The sequence below is a fragment of the Caulobacter sp. CCNWLW153 genome (genome assembly GCF_036889365.1).
Lineage (GTDB): Bacteria > Pseudomonadota > Alphaproteobacteria > Caulobacterales > Caulobacteraceae > Caulobacter > Caulobacter radicis.
The window spans coordinates 89,769-106,477 of the sequence record NZ_JBAKFV010000011.1; the positions used below are offsets into that span (position 1 = coordinate 89,769).

General features: G+C 71.1%; 15 protein-coding genes. 3 read left to right on the forward strand and 12 right to left on the reverse strand.

The features are described 5' to 3' along the window. Positions 1-20: 20 nt before the first annotated feature. Both V6S85_RS17335 and V6S85_RS17340 read right to left on the reverse strand, forming a co-directional pair. Positions 21-377 carry a PilZ domain-containing protein gene (locus V6S85_RS17335; RefSeq protein WP_116566534.1) on the reverse strand — a complete coding sequence of 119 codons (357 nt, stop codon included), beginning with the start codon at positions 375-377 and terminating at the stop codon, positions 21-23. A 170-nt stretch (positions 378-547) separates the two neighbouring features. Further along, positions 548-1,972: an amino acid permease gene (locus tag V6S85_RS17340; RefSeq protein WP_116566536.1), complete on the reverse strand. Its 1,425-nt coding sequence runs from the start codon at positions 1,970-1,972 to the stop codon at positions 548-550. 183 nt (positions 1,973-2,155) lie between these two features. Here V6S85_RS17340 and V6S85_RS17345 point away from each other — a divergent pair, with 183 nt between their 5' ends. Next, positions 2,156-2,728: a DUF2939 domain-containing protein gene (locus tag V6S85_RS17345; RefSeq protein ID WP_334349706.1), complete on the forward strand. Its 573-nt coding sequence runs from the start codon at positions 2,156-2,158 to the stop codon at positions 2,726-2,728. A gap of 12 nt (positions 2,729-2,740) precedes the next feature. On the opposite strand, the gene V6S85_RS17350 is transcribed toward V6S85_RS17345, so the two are convergent. Continuing rightward, complete coding sequence (locus V6S85_RS17350; RefSeq protein WP_334349707.1) at positions 2,741-3,847, reverse strand: serine hydrolase domain-containing protein; 1,107 nt, start codon at positions 3,845-3,847, stop codon at positions 2,741-2,743. A 185-nt stretch (positions 3,848-4,032) separates the two neighbouring features. Further along, positions 4,033-4,407, reverse strand: a complete 375-nt coding sequence (locus V6S85_RS17355; RefSeq protein ID WP_334349708.1) for a glyoxalase superfamily protein — start codon at positions 4,405-4,407, stop codon at positions 4,033-4,035. A gap of 133 nt (positions 4,408-4,540) precedes the next feature. Here V6S85_RS17355 and V6S85_RS17360 point away from each other — a divergent pair, with 133 nt between their 5' ends. Both V6S85_RS17360 and V6S85_RS17365 read left to right on the forward strand, forming a co-directional pair. Next, positions 4,541-6,067, forward strand: coding sequence for an esterase-like activity of phytase family protein (locus tag V6S85_RS17360; protein WP_334349709.1), 1,527 nt, complete (start codon positions 4,541-4,543; stop codon positions 6,065-6,067). Positions 6,068-6,160: 93 nt separating this feature from the next. Further along, positions 6,161-7,096, forward strand: a complete 936-nt coding sequence (locus tag V6S85_RS17365; protein ID WP_334349710.1) for an AEC family transporter — start codon at positions 6,161-6,163, stop codon at positions 7,094-7,096. Positions 7,097-7,099: 3 nt separating this feature from the next. On the opposite strand, the gene V6S85_RS17370 is transcribed toward V6S85_RS17365, so the two are convergent. The 8 genes from V6S85_RS17370 to V6S85_RS17405 form a co-directional block, all read right to left on the reverse strand. After that, entirely contained in the window at positions 7,100-10,111 is a 3,012-nt protein-coding gene (locus V6S85_RS17370; protein ID WP_334349711.1) for a sensor histidine kinase, read from the reverse strand. Continuing rightward, the gene (locus tag V6S85_RS17375; RefSeq protein ID WP_334349712.1) at positions 10,108-10,758 is read right to left on the reverse strand and encodes a response regulator transcription factor; all 651 of its coding nucleotides are present in this window, start codon (positions 10,756-10,758) and stop codon (positions 10,108-10,110) included. The genes V6S85_RS17370 and V6S85_RS17375 overlap by 4 nt, the downstream gene beginning before the upstream one ends. 91 nt (positions 10,759-10,849) lie before the next feature. Continuing rightward, a complete protein-coding gene (locus V6S85_RS17380; protein ID WP_165828790.1) occupies positions 10,850-11,647 on the reverse strand; it encodes an alpha/beta fold hydrolase in 798 nt (265 codons plus the stop codon). A 17-nt stretch (positions 11,648-11,664) separates the two neighbouring features. Next, the gene (locus V6S85_RS17385; RefSeq protein ID WP_334349713.1) at positions 11,665-12,276 is read right to left on the reverse strand and encodes a helix-turn-helix domain-containing protein; all 612 of its coding nucleotides are present in this window, start codon (positions 12,274-12,276) and stop codon (positions 11,665-11,667) included. 144 nt (positions 12,277-12,420) lie between these two features. Beyond that, on the reverse strand, positions 12,421-13,098 hold the full coding sequence (locus V6S85_RS17390; RefSeq protein ID WP_116566646.1) for a YoaK family protein: 678 nt from the start codon (positions 13,096-13,098) through the stop codon (positions 12,421-12,423). A gap of 2 nt (positions 13,099-13,100) precedes the next feature. Continuing rightward, positions 13,101-14,402 (reverse strand): alginate export family protein, encoded by a 1,302-nt coding sequence (locus V6S85_RS17395; protein WP_334349714.1) that lies wholly within the window; start codon positions 14,400-14,402, stop codon positions 13,101-13,103. Continuing rightward, on the reverse strand, positions 14,399-14,833 hold the full coding sequence (locus V6S85_RS17400) for a DoxX family protein (RefSeq protein ID WP_334349715.1): 435 nt from the start codon (positions 14,831-14,833) through the stop codon (positions 14,399-14,401). The genes V6S85_RS17395 and V6S85_RS17400 overlap by 4 nt, the downstream gene beginning before the upstream one ends. After that, positions 14,833-16,707: an amidohydrolase gene (locus V6S85_RS17405; RefSeq protein ID WP_334349716.1), complete on the reverse strand. Its 1,875-nt coding sequence runs from the start codon at positions 16,705-16,707 to the stop codon at positions 14,833-14,835. Before V6S85_RS17405 ends, V6S85_RS17400 begins: the two co-directional genes overlap by 1 nt. Between the last annotated feature and the right edge of the window lie 2 nt (positions 16,708-16,709).

Genomic DNA, 16,709 nt, shown 5'->3' on the forward strand with positions numbered 1-16,709 from the left:
CGCGACGGAAGCCGAAAAACCTAGTTTCCGCGGGTTTCCTTCGGCCACGGGCCGACCATCTCGACTACCCGGCCCGCGCCCTCGGCGCCGCCCAGCGGCTCGGTGAAGGCGCGCGACTCTATGAACTGCAGACCCATCTGGCCGTCGCCCTGCCAGACCATGCGGGTCAGGTGGATCATGCGGCGGGCCGGATCGACCAGGTGCAGGATCTCCGGCGGCACGGCGAACTCCGGCGCGGCGATCCGCGCCCCGCCCTTGGCGATGTCGATCAGCCGGCAGCGCAGGGGCTCGCCGCCCACCACGAGGTAGGCTTTGCGCGAGGCGGGGTAGCGACGGTAGGCGCGCTTTTCCATTCCCTGGACTTCGATCTGGGTCATCGCGGCGATCCTAAACCCGACTCGGGCCAAACGATCGCGCAATCGTGCGCGAGACGTCGCCAGCGACCCTAGGTGGCGTCGCGAAGGCCGGGCAAGGCGCGAGACCCTTCCGTCCCCAGGAAGGCGGCCGAGTGTTCGATCCTGACCCAGAATGGACCGCCCGAGCGTCCTCAGGCCAGCTTCGAGTGCTTCCGCGAATAGCCGAAATAGATCACGCAGGCGGCCGCCACCCAGACGCCGAACAGGGCGAAGGTGTCCCATGGCAGGCCGATGATCAGGTAGCCGCAGAAGGCCACGCTGGCGATCGGCAGCACCGGATAGAGCGGAACCTTGTAGCCGCGCGGCAGGTCGGGCCGGGTGCGGCGCAGGATGATCACCCCGGCCGAGACGATGGCGAAGGCGATCAGCGTGCCCATGCTGGTCAGGTTGACCAGCACGTCCAGCGGCACGAAGGCGGCCAGGAAGGCGATGAAGGCCGCGACGATGGCCGTGTTCCAGGTCGGTACGCGGGTGCGCGGGTCGGTCTTCTGGAAGATGCGCGGCAACAGGCCGTCGCGGCTCATGGCGAACAGGATCCGCGTCTGGCCGTACATGACCACCAGCGTGACGCTGAAGATCGAGATGATCGCGCCCAGGCACAAGACGAGCGAGGTCCAGCCCGCGCCGGTCAGGTTGCGCAGAATCACCGCCAGGCCCGCCTCCTGGCCGGCAAAGGCCGTCCACGGCTGGGCGCCGACGGCGGCGATCGCGACCAGCACGTAGACGGCGGTGACGATCAGCAGGCTCAGCACCACGCCCAGCGGCAGGTTGCGGCGTGGGTTCTTGACCTCGTCCCCGGCCGTCGAGACCGCGTCGATGCCGATGTAGGAGAAGAAGATCGACGAGGCCGCCGCCCCGATCCCGGCCACGCCCATCGGCGCGAACGGCGTCAGGTTCTCGGAGTTGAAGCCGGTGAAGGCGATGACCACGAAGAACAGCAGCACCAGCAGCTTGGCCACCACCAGCACGGCGTTGATGGTGGTCGACTCCTTGGCCCCGCGCAGCAGCAGCACCATGCACGAGCCCACCAGCACCACGGCCGGCAGGTTGAACACCCCGCCCGCGCCCGGCGGCTTGGCCAGGGCGTCGGGCAGGCGCCAGCCGAACAGGTCGACGAACAGCTCGTTCAGGTACTGCCCCCAGCCCACCGCGATGGCCGAGGCCGACACCGCGTACTCGAGCAGCAGGCAGGCGCCGACGAGGAAGGCCACGAACTCGCCCAGCGTGGCGTAGGCGTAGGAATAGGACGAACCCGACACCGGGATGGTCGAGCCCAGTTCGGCGTAGCACAGGGCCGTCAGGGCCGCGGTGATCCCGGCGATGACGAACGAGACGATAACCGCCGGTCCGGCCAGGGGCACGGCCGTGGTCAGGGCCACGAAGATGCCGGTGCCGATGGTGGCGCCCACGCCCAGCATGGTCAGTTGGAACAGGCCGATCGAACGTTCCAGCTCGCCGGATTGGGGCGGCAGCTCGTTGGGATTGTCGTCGCCCTCGGCCGCGATCGCCCCTACGGGCTTGCAGCGGAAGAGATCGGCGATGCGCGAGCCGGCCATGGGCGCTCCGGGAATTCCTCAGGGGCGGCGAAGGCTTAGGACCGCGCCGTAAGCGGCGACCCCATAAAGCCGTCAAGCTCTCCGGGAAAGCGGATTCCACTCATGGAACCCTTCCTGAGCGAACGCCCTTGCGGAGGGGGCATGAATGCCCATTCTAGGCAGCGTTAACCGTGCGGGGGCGCAATGACTTTGCAGAAGCGGATCTGGGACCTGCTGGTCCTGGCGATCTTCATCTTCGCCGCCGTCTTCGCCACAGCGCCTTGGTTCGCCTTCCGCGCCCTGAAGGCCGCGGCCCAGTACGAGGACGTGCAGGCGCTGGGCGAACTGGTCGACTTTCCAGTCGTGCGCCGCAGCCTGACCGGCCAGCTCGACGAGGAGGCGCCCGCCGCCAAGCCCGAGGCCCCGTCGCTGTGGACCAACCCGATGGGCGTCTTCAAGCGCGCCATCGAACCGATCGCCCCGCCCGAACCCAAGGTCGACCGCTACCTCACCGTCCAGGGCCTGTCGGCGCTGACCCGCGGCTACGCCCCCGCCGCCGCCCCGCCGCCGGCGGCCCGCCCCGAGACCGTGCTGGGCCGGATGCAGGCCGTGGTGCGCGGTCCGTACCCGACCATCGCCTACTGGGATCCCAACCGCGTGCGCATCGCCGTGCGCCGTCCAGACGACAAGGCCAAGGCCACGATCTTCACCTTCCAGCGCCGCGAACTGTTCACCTGGAAGCTGGTGCACATCCGCCTGCCGGCCGACGAGCGCTAGGACCCCCAAACCTCAGGCGACGTACGCGCCCTGAAACTGGTGCAGCAGCTTGGTGGCCGCGCCCTTCGAGGCCTCGGGCCCGGCGTTGCTGGCGGCGATGATCGCCACCCCGCGTCCCGGGGCGATCATGATCACCTCGTGCCACATGGTGTTGGAGCCCTCGTGGACCAGGAGCTTCCCACGGCTCCACGGGCGTCCAGGAACCACCAGCCAGCCCAGCGCATAGATCGCGTCGCCGACCGGCGTGGTCATGTGCTTGATGCTGTCGGCGCTGAGGAAGGCGTTGTCCTTCAGGAACAGCCGCGCGAAGCGGGCTTGGTCGGCCAGGGTCATGTGCACCGTGCCGGCCGGTCCCATGGCGGGCGGATTGTCGGACGGACCGGCCGGATCCACCGGCGTCAGCCCGCCGCCCGGCTTGGGCAGGTGCCCCCAGGGCGCGGCGCCCTTCGGCGCGCCGAACCCGGCGGTGGTGATCCCCAGAGGCTTGAAGAGCAGGGCGTCGATCACCTGCTCCCAGGGCTTTCCGGTGATGGTCTCGATGGCGGAACCGACCAGTATGTAGTTGAGGTTGGCGTACTCGTACTTGCCGGGCTTCGCGGCGGGCGGCGCGGCCAGGATCTGCGCGGCCAGCTCGGCCCGCTGCACGGTCAGCGGCCGCTTGTCGGCATGGGCGCGCGCCAGCCAGCCGGCGGCCATCACCGGCTTGTCGCTGATCCCCGACACGTGGCTCATCAGCCGCTCGATCGTCGTGTCGTTCCACGCCGGGTCAAGCTTCACGCCCGGGAACAGCGAACCCAGGGTCGCCCCCCACTTGGCCTTGCCGGCCTCGACCAGCCGGGCATAGACGGCCGCGGTCATGGCCTTGGTGTTGGAACCGATATGCCAGGGATCCGAGCTCTCGACCAAGTCGGGCGCGCCGGCGCGACGCACGCCGGCCTGCTTCTGCACGATCACCTTCTCGGGGTCGGTGACCAGGCCGGCCACGGCCGGCGCGCCCGTCTCGGCCAGCACCGCGGCGGGGTCGACCGTCGGCAGGGCCATGATCTGCCGGGCCAGCGCCGCCGACGGCGCGCTCCCGGTCACGGCGGCGAGCGTGAGCAGGCGACGACGATGCAGCATGGAAACGACCCTCACTTGCAATGAAGCGTCACTTCAACCGTATGCGGGGGGACGCCGCAACTGAAAGTTATGTAAGTAGAGAGATCGGCAGGCTGTGAAAGCCCGACGGCGATGGCCGGGACGGAGAGCCGCGACCGAGCTCCGGCGGACGGCGCGCTCAGCCCGCTGAAGGGCTACGGCGGGCTCTACTCGCGCTCCTCGCAGAAGCGGATGCGGTTGCCGAAAGGATCGTGCACCTGCATCACGTCGCCCCACGGCTGCGCCTCGACGCCCGGCCGGCCATAGCCGTAGTTCTTGCCGATCAACTCGGCCTGGTAGGCGTGGACGCCCTTCATCGGCGCATAGACGGTCGAGCCGGGCGCGGCGTCGCCGTGATGTTCGGACAGGTGCAGGACGAGGCCCGCCCGCTCGACGCCCATGTAGAGCGGCATGCCCGGCTCGAAGCGGTGCTCGAACTGCACGGCAAAGCCCAGGAAATCGAGATAGAACTCCCGCGCCTTGCGCTCGTCGAAGCTGCGCAGGATCGGGACGGCGCGGAGGAAGCGGATGGCGTCGCTCATGCCCCATCCTGATCCGCTTTTCGCCGGCCGCGCAACGCTGTCACCGAACCTTCAAGCGCCGCTGCTAGGCACCGCCCAGCGTCTGGAGCGGTTCGGCGTCCGCCACGTTCCGGATGGTCTGGGGGAAGCCGTCATGAAACCGTTCGCCTGCGCCGCGTCGTTGCTGGCCCTGTCGCTCACCGCGCCGTCCTTCGCCGCGCCGGCCGTCTACCTGACGCCCGATACGGCCAGCCCGAAGATGGTGACCCTGGGCGGCGCCGGCTTCGTCAACCACGGCCTGGTCGGCGCCGGCCGGCTGGCGGCCAGCACCCGCGACTTCCAGGGCGACACCCTCGGCTCGTTCTCGGGCATGGCCGTGACCGAATGGCGCCGGACGGCCGACGGCGGCTACGAAGGCAAGCTCCTGACCCTGCCCGACCGCGGCCCCAACGGCGTCGGCACGGTGGCCGGCACCACGCCCTACGACAATCGCGTCCACGCCTTCGAGCTCGCCTTCCGGCCGTTGGCCGACGGAGCTTCGGGCGGCGCGGATCAGCTGACCTTGACGCCAACCGGCGGCTTCCTGCTGAAGGACGACAAGGGCCACGCCTTCACCGGCATGGATCCGGGCGACGGCGTCGTGTTCTGCGGCCGGGCCGCGTGCCCCAGCGCCCTGACCGGCCCCGGCGGCTTCCGCATCAGCCTCGACGGCGAGGCCTTGGCCCGGCTGCCGGACGGCGGCTTCTATGTCGGCGACGAATACGCGGCCAACATCTACCGCTTCGACGCCCACGGCGCGCTGAAGGGCGTCATCGCGCCGGTGGCGGCCGTGTCCCCGCGCAAGGACGGCCGCCCGGCCCTCTCGAGCGAGATCAAGCCCCAGTCCGGCCGCCGCCCGAACCAGGGCTTCGAGGGCGTGGCCGTCTCGCCCGACGGCAAGCGGCTGTTCGCCCTGTTGCAGAGCGCGGCCGTGCAGGACAGCGGCGACGGCGACGCCGAGCGCGCGGTGAGCCGCCTGTTCGTCTACGATATCGAGAAGGACCCGACGCCCGCCGCCCCGATCGCCGAATACGCGCTCGAACTGCCGGTGCTGCGCACCAAGGGCGACGGCGGCGCGCCCGACAAGGTGGCCGCGCAGTCCGAGCTCCTGGCGCTTTCCGACCACCAGTTCCTGGTGCTGGCCCGCGACGGCGCGGGCCTGGGGTCCGGCTCGGCCAGGCCCACCGTCTACCGCTCGGTGCTGCTGGTCGACACCGCCGGCGCCACCAACCTCGCCGGCGCCAGGAACGACGCGACAGGCGCGGCCATCGCCCCCGGCGGCGTCCTGGCCCAGGGCGTCGTCCCCGCCGGCCAGGCCCAGCTCGTCAACCTCGCCGACCGCGCGGGCCTGGCGCGCGTAGGCGTCAACCTGGACAACGCCGCGCCGAACGCCGCCACCCTGCCCGAAAAGCTGGAATCCCTGGCCATCGTGCCGGCCCTCGACCCGGCCGCGCCCAACGACGTCTTCCTGCTGGTCGGCAGCGACAACGACTTCCAGACCGCCAGGGGCAAGGTCGGCGACCTGGCCTTCGACGCCGCGCCCAAGACACCCGAGGGCGCGCCGACCGCCGACAACGACAGCCTGGTGCTGGTCTATCGCCTGACCCTTCCCGCCGATCTCGCCGCCCAGCGCCGCTTTTGACCCCGGCGCGAAGGCGGTGCTATCCAGCGACCCGCGTTTTCCGCCGAGGCCCCCGCGCATGACCCTTCCCTCGCCCGCCAAGGCGTATCCGGCGTGATCGCCCTGACGCTGGAGGTGCTGGCGCGCGCCCTGCCGTTCTTCCTGCTGGTCGGGGCGGGCGTGACCCTGGCGCGGCTGATGCTGCTGGACGGCCGCATGGCCCAGGGGCTGTCGGCCTATGTCTACTGGATCGGCTTTCCGGCCCTGCTGGTGCACTCCCTTTCGCGCATGGGCCGGCCCGACCACGACCTGACCCTTGGCCTGGCCGCCTATGCCGCCTGCCTGGCGGCGATCATGGCCCTGATGATCGGCGTCGGCCTGGCCCTGCGCTGGAACCGGGGCGAGCGCGCCGGCGCGGCCATGGCCGCCGGCGTCGGCAACAGCGCCTTCCTGGGATTGCCCGTGGCGGCCGCCGTGTTCGGACCCGAAGTGGCCCGCGTCGGCGCCGGCATGGTCGCCATCGACTTCGTGCTGGCCACCGCCCTTGGCGTCGCCCTGCTGGGCTGGGCCGGCGGTCGCTCGGTGTGGCGCTCGACCATGCAGGCGTTCCGCAATCCGATCGTCGCCGCCGCCCTGTTCGGCACGGCCCTGGCGCTGCTCGGCCTGCAACTGCCCGGCGTCCTCGACCGCGCGGTCGGCGCGGCCGCCGCCTCGGGCAGCCCGGTGGCGCTGGTCGCGCTGGGCGTGGTCCTGGGCCTGCCCGCCGAAGCCGACGGGGCCCCGCCGCGCTGGAGCCCCGTCGCCGTGGCCGCCATCGCCAAGCTGCTGGTCCTGCCGGTGCTGGTCTGGTTCGTGGTCGGGCTGACGCCTGCGCCGGCGACCTTCCACCTGGCCGCCACCCTGCTGGCCGCGACCCCGACGGCGGTCAACGTCTTCATCCAGACCCGCGCCTACGGCGTCTTCGCCCGCGGCGGCGCCCGCACCGTGGCCCTGACCACCGCCATCGCCTGCGTGACACTGTCGGCCGTGGCGGTATGGCTGAAGGCCTGAGCCCTACTTCTTCCTGCCCAGCCGCGCGAACCACGGCTGGGTCGGATAGGCGATCGAGCCGGCGACGCTGAGCGCAATGGTCGTGCCCTTGCCCGCGGCGCTCTCGATGGCCAGCTGGGCGCCCATCTTGCCGGCCCGCTCATGCATGCCGATCAGGCCATAGTGGCCCTCGCGGCTGGCCCAGGCCATGCGGTTGGCGCCGATGCCCACCCCGTCGTCGCGGATGGTCACCTGCAGCTGCCGCACGCCGTACGAGACCTTGACCAGCACCTGGCCCGCCTTGGCGTGGCGGGCGGCGTTGAACAACGCCTCGCCGGCGATGCGGACGATCTCCTCCTGCACCAGCGGCTGCACCGGACGCGGCGTCCCCTCCGCGGCCAGCTCGACCTTCACACCGCTCTCGAACGGCTGCTCGGCCATCAGTTCGCGCAGCACGAGGTCGAGGCGCCGAACCTCGGCCCCGCGCAGGTCGCGCACGCGGTCGCGCCCCTCGACCAGCATCTGGTCGGCGCGATCGAGCGCCTGGTTGATCACGTCCCTGGCCGGCAGGTCGTCGGGGATCTGGTAGGCCACCGACTGGAACCGCATGATCAGGCCCTGCACGCTCTGCAACAGGGTGTCGTGCAGTTCGCGGGCGATGCGCTCGCGCTCGGCGGCGCGCTGCTCCAGCCGGTCCTTGATCTGGGCCGAGACCCGCCGCAGGCGCAGGGCGTAGACGCCCCACAGCGCCAGGGCCACGGCCAGCACGCAGGCGGCGCGGAACCACCAGGTCTCCACCAGCGTCGGCGGGATCTCGACGGTCAGGGTCGCGCCCTGCTCGTTCCACACGCCGTCGCTGTTGGCCGCCTTCACCCGGAAATGGAAGGTCCCCGGATGCAGGTTGTCGTAGATCACCTCGCGACGGTCGCCCGCCTCGATCCAGTCCCCGTCGACGCCCTCAAGCCGGTACTGGAAGCGCACCCGGTCGGGCGCGGGGAAGCTCAGGGCGGTGTAGTGGATGCGCAGGCCGCGCGTGCCGGCCGGCAGGCGCAGGGCGACCGGGTCGCGGAAATGCTGGTCGCCGACCATGACCGCGCGGATCGCCACCGGCGGCGGCAGGGTGTTGACGCTCAGCCGGGCGGGATCGACGACGACGACGTTGCGGCGGGTCAGGATCCAGATCCGGCCGTCGCCGCCGGCGGCGATCTGCTGGCCCGGCGACTTCTGGACGAAGCTGTTGAGGCCGTCGCGGAAGTCGAACACCCGCCGTGGGAGGGGCGCGCCCGGCCTGTCCAGGGCCCGGTCGAGATCGGACGAGCGCATGCGCACCACGCCGGCGTCGCCGATCGTCCAGGTGTCGCCGGCCGGGGTCTGGACCAGGCCGTTGACCGAGGCCAGCCACGGATAGCGCTCGGCGTCCAGGCTGGCGGTCGCCCCGCCGCGCAGCCTGGCGAAGCCCTGTCCGCCGCTGAGATAGAGCGCCTCGCGTCCCGGCAGCAGGCCCTCGATCTCGCCGATCGGAAAGCGCGCCTTGTGGATCGGCTCGAACGGCGGACGCCCTTGCAGCGTCGGGGCGTTGCGGAACAGGATCGCCGCCCGGCCGTCGGCCTGCGACGCGGCGTTGGAGGCGATGCCGAGCCCGCCCGGCCAGCGGTTCCAGGCCCCGCCCTCGCGCCAGTAGAGGCCCTTGTCGAGGGCGGCCATCCACAGGCGTCCGTCCTCGTCCTCGGCGCAGCCATAGGCGCTGGCCTCGGCGGGCTTGGTGAAGGTCTCGACCTTGCCGCCCCGCACCAGCAGCACGGTGTCGCGCAGCGTCACCCAGACGGCGTCGCCCGTCCCCGCGCACAGCGAGCCCGCCGACCAGTCGGTCTTCAGGACGGGCTTGGGCGCCTGGCCCGGCGCGATGGCGTAGAGGGTGTGGGCGTCGGCGACCCAGACCTTGCCGTCGGCCGTCGAGGTCATCCGGTAGCCGCGCGCGGAGTTGGGCGGGATGGCCTGCTCGACCGTCACCGCCGCCGGCCGCATCATGTCCAGGCCCAGCTCCGTGCCGAACCAGATGTTGCCCTCGCGATCCTCGAACACCGCGTGGGTCTGGTCCGAGGTCAGGCCGTGCACGGCCTTGTAGGACTGGATGCGCAGGGCGCCGGCGTCGGCGCTGCGGGCCGCCACGCCCGGCGCTGGAATATGGACGACGCCATCGGTCCAGGTGGCGCCCCACAGGTCGCCCTTGCGGTCGAACAGGATCCGCGAGGCGCCCACCTCGTCGCGACGCGGATAGGCCCGGGTCAGGGACGAAGCCGCCGGCGCCTCGCCCCGCAGCAGGCGCGTGCTGGAGGAATCCGACAGCCACAGCCGCCCCAGGGCGTCCTCGGCCAGGCTGGCCCTGCGCGCGACCTTGGCGCCGGTCGGCGAAAAACGCGTCTCGCCCGGCGCGCGGCGCAGCACGGTGTTGGTCAGCACCAGCCACTGCACGCCGTCGCGATCGAAGAAGACCTGCCAGATCTCCTGCTCGGGAAGGCCGGCCTCGGGGCCGAATTCCCGCCAGCGGCCGTCGTGCCAGCGGGCCAGGGTGGCGCGCTTGCGGCCGCCCCGCGCGACCCAGATCCCGCCCTCGCGGTCCTCGGCCAGGCTGGTGACCTCGCGCGAGGGATCGGGCATGCGGGCGTCGATCAGCCGGCCGTCGCGATAGACCGCCACCCCGCCGCTGCGGCCAAGGCCCACCCACAAGGCGCCAGAGCGCGCGCCCAGCACCTGCGAGACGTTCAGCCGCCCGGGCTTGGGGCCGTCGCGCTGGATCGGTTCGAAGGCCACGCCGTCGAAGCGGAACAAACCATCGACGCTGCCGATCCACAGATAGCCGTCCCTGGACTGGCCGATGGTGTTGACCCGGCTGGGCGCGCCGCCCTCGATCGACCAGCTGACGCGCTTGTATTCGGCCAGGGGCTCGAGCGCCGGCGCGGCCGCCGCCGTGCCGGCCAGCGCCAGGGCGAGCGCCGCGCCCGCCAGTCCGCTCCGAAGCCCCCCCGCCCGGCTCAAAGGTCGATGATGCCGCGCTTGGCGGCGACGGTCACCGCGTGGGTCCGGTCGTTCACGTAGAGCTTGGCGAAGATGCTCTTGATGTTCGACTTGATGGTGTCTTCCGACAGGTTCAGCTCGCGGGCGATGTGCTTGTTGGAATTACCGTTGGCGATCAGTTGCAGGACGATGATCTCGCGGGCGTTCAGCGGCTCGTCGATGGCGTGGATGGCGATGCGCTCGGCCACCTCAGCCTGCAGGTGCCGGCGGCCGGCATGGACGCCGCGGATGGCGTCCAGCAGGTCGCGGCGCAGGCTGCTCTTCAGCAGATAGCCCGCCGCCCCGGCGCGCAGGGCGTGCAGGGCCTGGGCGTCGCCGGTGAAGGTGGTCAGCACGATGATCCGCGCCTCGGGGTGGGCCCGGCGGATGGTCTCGATGGCCACCACGCCGTTGCCGGGCATCTGCAGGTCCATCAGCGTGATGTCGGGACGCAGCCGCTCCCAGCCGGCGATCGCCTCGTCGCCGGTGGCCGCCTCGCCCACCACCACCATGTCGGACTGGGTCTCGAGCACCGCGATCACCCCCTCGCGCAGCATGGGGTGGTCATCGGCGATCAGCACGCGGATACGGTCGTCGCCGGCCTCGATGCTGGCGGGGTGTTGGTTCATTCGGCGACGTCCGGGGACCGGTCCTTGCGCATGGAACTCGTACAATTGGCCTGTTCCGCAAGCCACGACCATACACGAAAGCGGCGCACGATTACCCTTTCGGGGCTTGACCCGGAAGGGCCGCCCGTCCGTTGGCCAGCGCCCAGTCTAGGGCGAAGTCGGCGACGTCCTCCCAGCCCGGCTCGTTGCACAGCCAGTGGGATCGCCCCGAGAAGCACTGCAGGTCGGTGCGCGAGGCGGCCCGGCGCTGATGGCGGGCGGCGGCGGCGACCATGGCCGGTGGGGCCATGCGGTCCTCGTCGCCAGCGATCAGCAGCAGGGGCGGACGGCGGCGGGTCGCCCTCGCCGCGCCGCCTCCGGGTCCCAACAGGGCCTGGCGCACCACGCGGGCGGGCGCGGGAACCACGTGCTCGACATAGGCCAGGCGGCGCTCGTCCTCGGGCAGGGTCTGGGCGAAGAGTTCGGCGAAGCCCTCGGGCGGCAGCAGCGTCGCGCCGCTCCAGCGCGCCGCCAGCCGCCGCAGCGCCCAGGCCGCGCGCGGGCGGGCCAGCAGCCCCAGCGGTGGTGTCGAGGCGATGGCCACCCCGCAGGCGCCGCAGCCGCCGTCCAGCAGGCGCTGCACGATCAGCCCGCCCAGGCCGTGGCCGATCAGGATCGGCGGCTCGACCATGGCCACCGCATGGGCGGCATGGGCCTCGACCACCGCGTCGAGCGTCAGCCGGCCCAGGGTCCGGGGCGACAGGCCGCGCAGCTCTTCGGCCGGCGCGTCCAGCAGCGGCCAGGCCGGCGCGACCACCGTCAGCCCCCTGCCCTCGTATCGGGCCTTGAAGCGGTCCCAGGCGCGCGGCGTCAGCCAGGCGCCGTGGATAAGCATGACGGCGGCGGTCACTGGTCTTGTCTCTCCGTTCAGCCGACCGCGACCGTCGGCCATTCGGCCTCGGTCTCGATGGGCTCGGACGCCCCGCCGCTCAAGCGACGCCAGACGCTGGGCGACATCCCTTCGAAGCGGCGGAACATCCGGCAGAAGTGCGCCTGGTCCGACAGGCCGCAGGCCAGGGCGATGGCGGCCAGGGAATCGCCGCTCTCCAGCATCATGGCCTTGGAGCGGGCGATGCGGCGGCGGTTCACATAGGCCTTGGGCGCGTCGCCGAAGCTGATGCGAAAGGCGCGCGAGAAGTGGCTGGGGCTCAGTCGGGCGGCCGCCGCCATCTCGGCGCTGGAGATCCGGCCGGCCAGGCGCGCCTCGACCAGGGCCTTGATCCGCAGCACCTGCCAGGGCGCCAGCCCCCCGCGCTGCATGACGGGGGCGGCGAAGGCCTTGGGCTCGGACGCCGGCGACGCTTCGATCTGAGGCAGCAGGCGCACGGCCACGGCGATGCAGCGCTCGGCGTCGGCCGGATCGGTGGCCAGGGCGTGGCGGGCCTGCATCAACAGCAGGCGGATCTGGTCCCTGGCGGGCTCCGGGGCGGGGGCTAGGGCCGGTTCGGGAACGCGGGTCGACACGGTCAGGACTTGCATCGTCGCTCTCTTCGGCTGGGCTTCGGCGCGCCGGCGCGAGGACGGCGTGTAGCGAAACTCGACCAAGGAGAGCCCCGCCGCCATTCCCGCCCGGGTGAACCTCGCCTACCCAGGCGGGTGAAGCCCGCGGCTCGAATGGGAGCGTTATCCGCGCTGGCTACGGGCCTCGGCCGAGAACAGCGACAGGAAGGCCAGCACGGCCGACAGCGAGAACGCCCACGTCCCGCCGAACGCGAAGGCCAGCGCGCCCAGGCCGCAGCCGGCCGCGAACAGGCCCACGGCCGCCGACAGCTTCCTGATCCGCGCCACCGAGGCCGCGCGGTCGGGACCGCCGCCGCGGATCAGTTCGGCGACGTCGAGCATGATCTGGGTGGTCGAGCCGGTCATCAGGGTGGTCGGCGGCGCGGTCGGGATGTGCACCCGGTGGGCGGCGTTCTGGATGGCCATGGCGCAGACGAACAGCACCGCCACCAGGATCAGCTGCCAGCTGTCGCCCTTGGCGAACGGCGCCAGCAGGACGGCCGCGACCGAGCCGGCGATCAGCAGCACGGTCTTGACCGCCAGCATGATCCGCAAGGTGGGCAGGTTGGCCGCCTCCAGCTTGAAGGTGACCAGCCGGCTGATCACCACCGCCGCGCAGAACACCGGCAGCACCAGCAGCTTGGCGATCGCCCCGTCCGCCCCATGGATCATGGCCGCGCCGAAGGTGACGAAGTTGCCGGTGACGTGGGCGACGAACACGCCCTGCAAAGCCAGGAAGCCGACCGTGTCGAGATAGCCGCCGTTGAAGCTCATCAGCTGGGAAAGGCTCGGAAATCTCATGGTCACCATCCGTACTTGAGCTCGACGCCGAGATAGTCGCTGTCGTCCCGGCCCGAGGCGCGCAGGGCGCTCCCGGCCTCGTAGTGGACGGCCTCGATGGTCCCGGTCAGGCTCGGGTTGAAAGCATAGTCGGCCCGCAGGTGGGCGTAGGCCCCGGTCCAGCGTCCGCCGCGCCCGGCCGTGCCGGACAGGGGGATGAAGGGCTGGGCGTAGATCGCGTCGGTCGTCTCGCGTCGCCATTGGCCCGCCAGGGCGGCGGTGACCGCCAGGCCCTTGGCGGGCGTAACGGTCACCGACGGCTTGACGTGCACGAGGTTGGCGTAGCCGGTGTAGGCCGCGCGGGTGAAATAGGCGGCGTTGGGATAGAGCGGGTCGAAGGTCCCCACCCGCCCGTCGCCCGAACGCGCATCACCGCTGGCGGTGTCGACCTGGAAGCCCAGGCGCGGCTTCCAGGCCAGCGCCTTCAGCGTCCAGCCGATCCGGCCGCCGGCGGCCCAGGCCCGCGCCTCGCTAGCCCCGACCTCGCCGCGCTGGACCATCGCCTCCAGGTCCCAGTCCAGCGCCCCGGCCGCGCCGAGATAGCGCAGGTCATAGGCCTGGCGGTCCTCCTCGCCGATCGCGTCGACATAGCGGGCGGTCGAGCGGGCGAACCGGGCGGCATAGGCCGACACCGACCCGCCGGGCGCCTTGCGCTCGACCCGGAAGAGGTCGAGCCGCACGGCGCCGCTGGACGTATCATCGAAGGCCTCTCCGTCATGATACTGCACCGGCTGGCTGACGAAACCCGCCAGCTTCCAGTCGCCGCGCGACCAGTCGGCCCACACCGCGTCGAACGACTGGCGCACGCCGGGGCCGTCGCGGGCCGACAGGAACCGCTGCTGGTCGATCGGAAAGTCCTGGCGACCGACACGCACATTGGCCTTGCCGCCCCAGATCTCGGTCTCGTAGCCGACGAAGGCCAGGCGCAGGTCCAGGCGGTTCTGGTCGGCCGGGCCGATGTCGCGACGGCCAAAGGCGCGCACGTCCTCGATCTGCACGAAGCCCTGCCAGCCGCCCTTGCGGGCATCGGCGTGAACCTGCAGGCGCTGCGACAGGCTGGTGTCGGTAGGTTCGCCGCCGAAGCTGGCCGCGTCGCCCGTCTCGATCCGCTCGCGCAGGGTGAGGCCGAGGGTCAGCGAGGCATCCGGCCGCTCCTCCTGCCAGCGGTTGACCTTGATCGCCGGGCGCTCGGCCGCAAGAGCCCCCCTTGTCTCGGGGATAGGGGCCGCGGCGAGAACGAGCGCCGCGGCCGCCAGCGTCCTCATGCCCCCGTCTCCGAAGCATGGTCCTTTGGTTGCAGGTCGTGCCAGGCCACCAGCAGGAAGCCGCCGACCAGGCCCAGGTGTTCGAAGAAGCCGTTGGTCGCGCCGAAGCGTTCGGGCGGCGCCATCTCCCAGAAGCGGTTGGCCATGAAGGTCGCGCCCAGGGTGAAGGCCGCGAGCGCCAGCGCCCCCAGCCAGCGCAATCGGCCGGAGAGGATCATGAGCGAGGCGACGATCTCCAGGACGATCACCACGACCGCGAAAAAGGCGGCGGGCGACAGGCCGAAATGGTGCATCTCGGCCAGGGCGCCGGGGAAGTCGAAGGCCTTGGTCAGGCCGCCCTGGATGTAGGCGGCGCACAGGCCAAGCAGCGCGATCCAGCGCACCGCCGGCGCGAGGAAAACCCCGCGCAGGCGTTGGACGGGCGTGCTCATCAGACCGCCCAGCAAGCGCAGCCCAGCGCGCCCCAGAACGATTTCAGGTCGGCGATCGGCAGGCTCTTGGTCCAGGCCGTGGCGTGGTCGTGGCCGTGGACGCCGCAGCTGTTGGCGCAACCGCACGAGGCGGCCGCCTGGCGGCGCAGGGTCTTGTCCGTCTCGGGCTCGGCCCAGGCCGCGTAGCCGCCGAAGGTGCGCACCGGCGACCAGTCGGGCATGGCCGGCGGCACCTCGTTCTCGTCCAGCTTTGAAAAGTCGCCGGCGCCGTAGACGATCTTGCCGCCGACCATGGTCAGGTCCGAGGTCATGTCGGCGATCTCGTCCTCGGGCACGCCGAAGAAGTCGCGGTCCGGCACGATCAGGTCGGCCAGCTGGCCTTCCACGATCCGGCCCTTCTTGCCCTCCTCGTTGGAGAACCAGGTGACGTTCTCGGTCCACATGCGCAGGGCGCTCTCGCGATCCAGGCAGTTGCGCTGCGAGTAGAGGCGCGTGCCGCCCACCGTCTTGCCGGTGATCATCCAGGCCAGCGAGACCCAGGGATTGTATGAGGCCACGCGAGTCGCATCCGTGCCGGCCGAGACCTTCAGGCCCTTCTCCAGCATCTTGGCGATCGGCGGGGTCGCCTCGGCGGCGGCCGGGCCGTAGCGCTCGAGGAAGTATTCGCCCTGGTAGGCCATGCGGTGCTGCACGGCCACGCCGCCGCCCAGGGCGGCGATGCGGTCGATCGACTTCTCCGAGATCGTCTCGGCGTGGTCGAAGAACCAGTTCAGGCCTTCGAGGGGCACGTCCTTGTTCACCTTCTCGAACACGTCCAGCGCCCGGTCGATGGTCTCGTCATAGGTGGCGTGCATCCGCCAGGGCCAGCGGTTCTGGGCCAGGATGGTGACCACCTCTTCGAGCTCGCCTTCCATCTGCGGCGGCATGTCGGGGCGCGGCTGGCGGAAGTCCTCGAAGTCGGCGGCCGAGAACACCAGCATCTCGCCGGCGCCGTTGTGACGGAAATAGTCGTCGCCCTGCTTGTACTTCGATGTCTTCGTCCAGTTCAGGAAGTCGTCCTTCTCGCCCTTGGGCTTCTGGGTGAAGAGGTTGTAGGCGAGGCGGATGGTCAGCTGGTTCTCGTCGGCCAGCTTCTGGATGACCTCGTAGTCGTCCGGATAGTTCTGGAAGCCGCCGCCGGCGTCGATCGCCCCGGTCACGCCCAGCCGGTTCAGCTCGCGCATGAAGTGGCGGGTCGAGTTGACCTGATAGTCGAACGGCAGCTTGGGGCCCTTGGCCAGGGTGGCGTAGAGGATCTGGGCGTTGGGCTTGGCCAGCAGCAGGCCCGTGGGGTTGCCCTGGCTGTCGCGGATGATCTGGCCGCCGGGCGGTTCGGGGGTGTCGCGGTCGTAGCCGATGACCCGCAGGGCCGCTTGGTTCAGCAGCGCGCGGTCATAGAGGTGCAGGATGAACACCGGCGTGTCGGGCGCCACGGCGTTCAGCTCCTCGATGGTCGGCAGGCGCTTTTCGACGAACTGGTGCTCGGTGAAGCCGCCCACCACGCGCACCCACTGCGGCGGCGGCGTGATGGCCACCTGGCGCTTGAGCATGTTCATGGCGTCGGCCAGCGAGCGCACGCCGTCCCAGCGCAGCTCCATGTTGAAGTTCAGCCCGCCGCGGATGATGTGCAGGTGGTTGTCGATCAGGCCCGGCAGCACGCGGCGGCCCTTCAGGTCGACGACCCTGGTGTCCGGGCCGGCCAGGGCCATGACCTCGGTCTCGGTCCCGACGGCGGAGAAGCGCCCTTCGGTGACGGCGACGGCCTCTGCGTTCGGATTGCCGCGGTCCAGCGTGGTGAAACGGCCGTTGCGCAGGATCAGGTCGGGCGAGGTCATGG

Excerpts from the sequence above, each read along its gene's own strand:
- V6S85_RS17345 (WP_334349706.1), top strand. The coding sequence starts at position 2,156 with ATGACTTTGCAGAAGCGGATCTGGGACCTGCTGGTCCTGGCGATCTTC.
- V6S85_RS17355 (WP_334349708.1), bottom strand. The coding sequence starts at position 4,407 with ATGAGCGACGCCATCCGCTTCCTCCGCGCCGTCCCGATCCTGCGCAGC.
- V6S85_RS17390 (WP_116566646.1), bottom strand. The coding sequence starts at position 13,098 with ATGAGATTTCCGAGCCTTTCCCAGCTGATGAGCTTCAACGGCGGCTAT.
- V6S85_RS17405 (WP_334349716.1), bottom strand. The coding sequence starts at position 16,707 with ATGACCTCGCCCGACCTGATCCTGCGCAACGGCCGTTTCACCACGCTG.
- V6S85_RS17360 (WP_334349709.1), top strand. The coding sequence starts at position 4,541 with ATGAAACCGTTCGCCTGCGCCGCGTCGTTGCTGGCCCTGTCGCTCACC.
- V6S85_RS17340 (WP_116566536.1), bottom strand. The coding sequence starts at position 1,972 with ATGGCCGGCTCGCGCATCGCCGATCTCTTCCGCTGCAAGCCCGTAGGG.
- V6S85_RS17350 (WP_334349707.1), bottom strand. The coding sequence starts at position 3,847 with ATGCTGCATCGTCGTCGCCTGCTCACGCTCGCCGCCGTGACCGGGAGC.
- V6S85_RS17375 (WP_334349712.1), bottom strand. The coding sequence starts at position 10,758 with ATGAACCAACACCCCGCCAGCATCGAGGCCGGCGACGACCGTATCCGC.
- V6S85_RS17400 (WP_334349715.1), bottom strand. The coding sequence starts at position 14,833 with ATGAGCACGCCCGTCCAACGCCTGCGCGGGGTTTTCCTCGCGCCGGCG.
- V6S85_RS17395 (WP_334349714.1), bottom strand. The coding sequence starts at position 14,402 with ATGAGGACGCTGGCGGCCGCGGCGCTCGTTCTCGCCGCGGCCCCTATC.
- V6S85_RS17335 (WP_116566534.1), bottom strand. The coding sequence starts at position 377 with ATGACCCAGATCGAAGTCCAGGGAATGGAAAAGCGCGCCTACCGTCGC.
- V6S85_RS17385 (WP_334349713.1), bottom strand. The coding sequence starts at position 12,276 with ATGCAAGTCCTGACCGTGTCGACCCGCGTTCCCGAACCGGCCCTAGCC.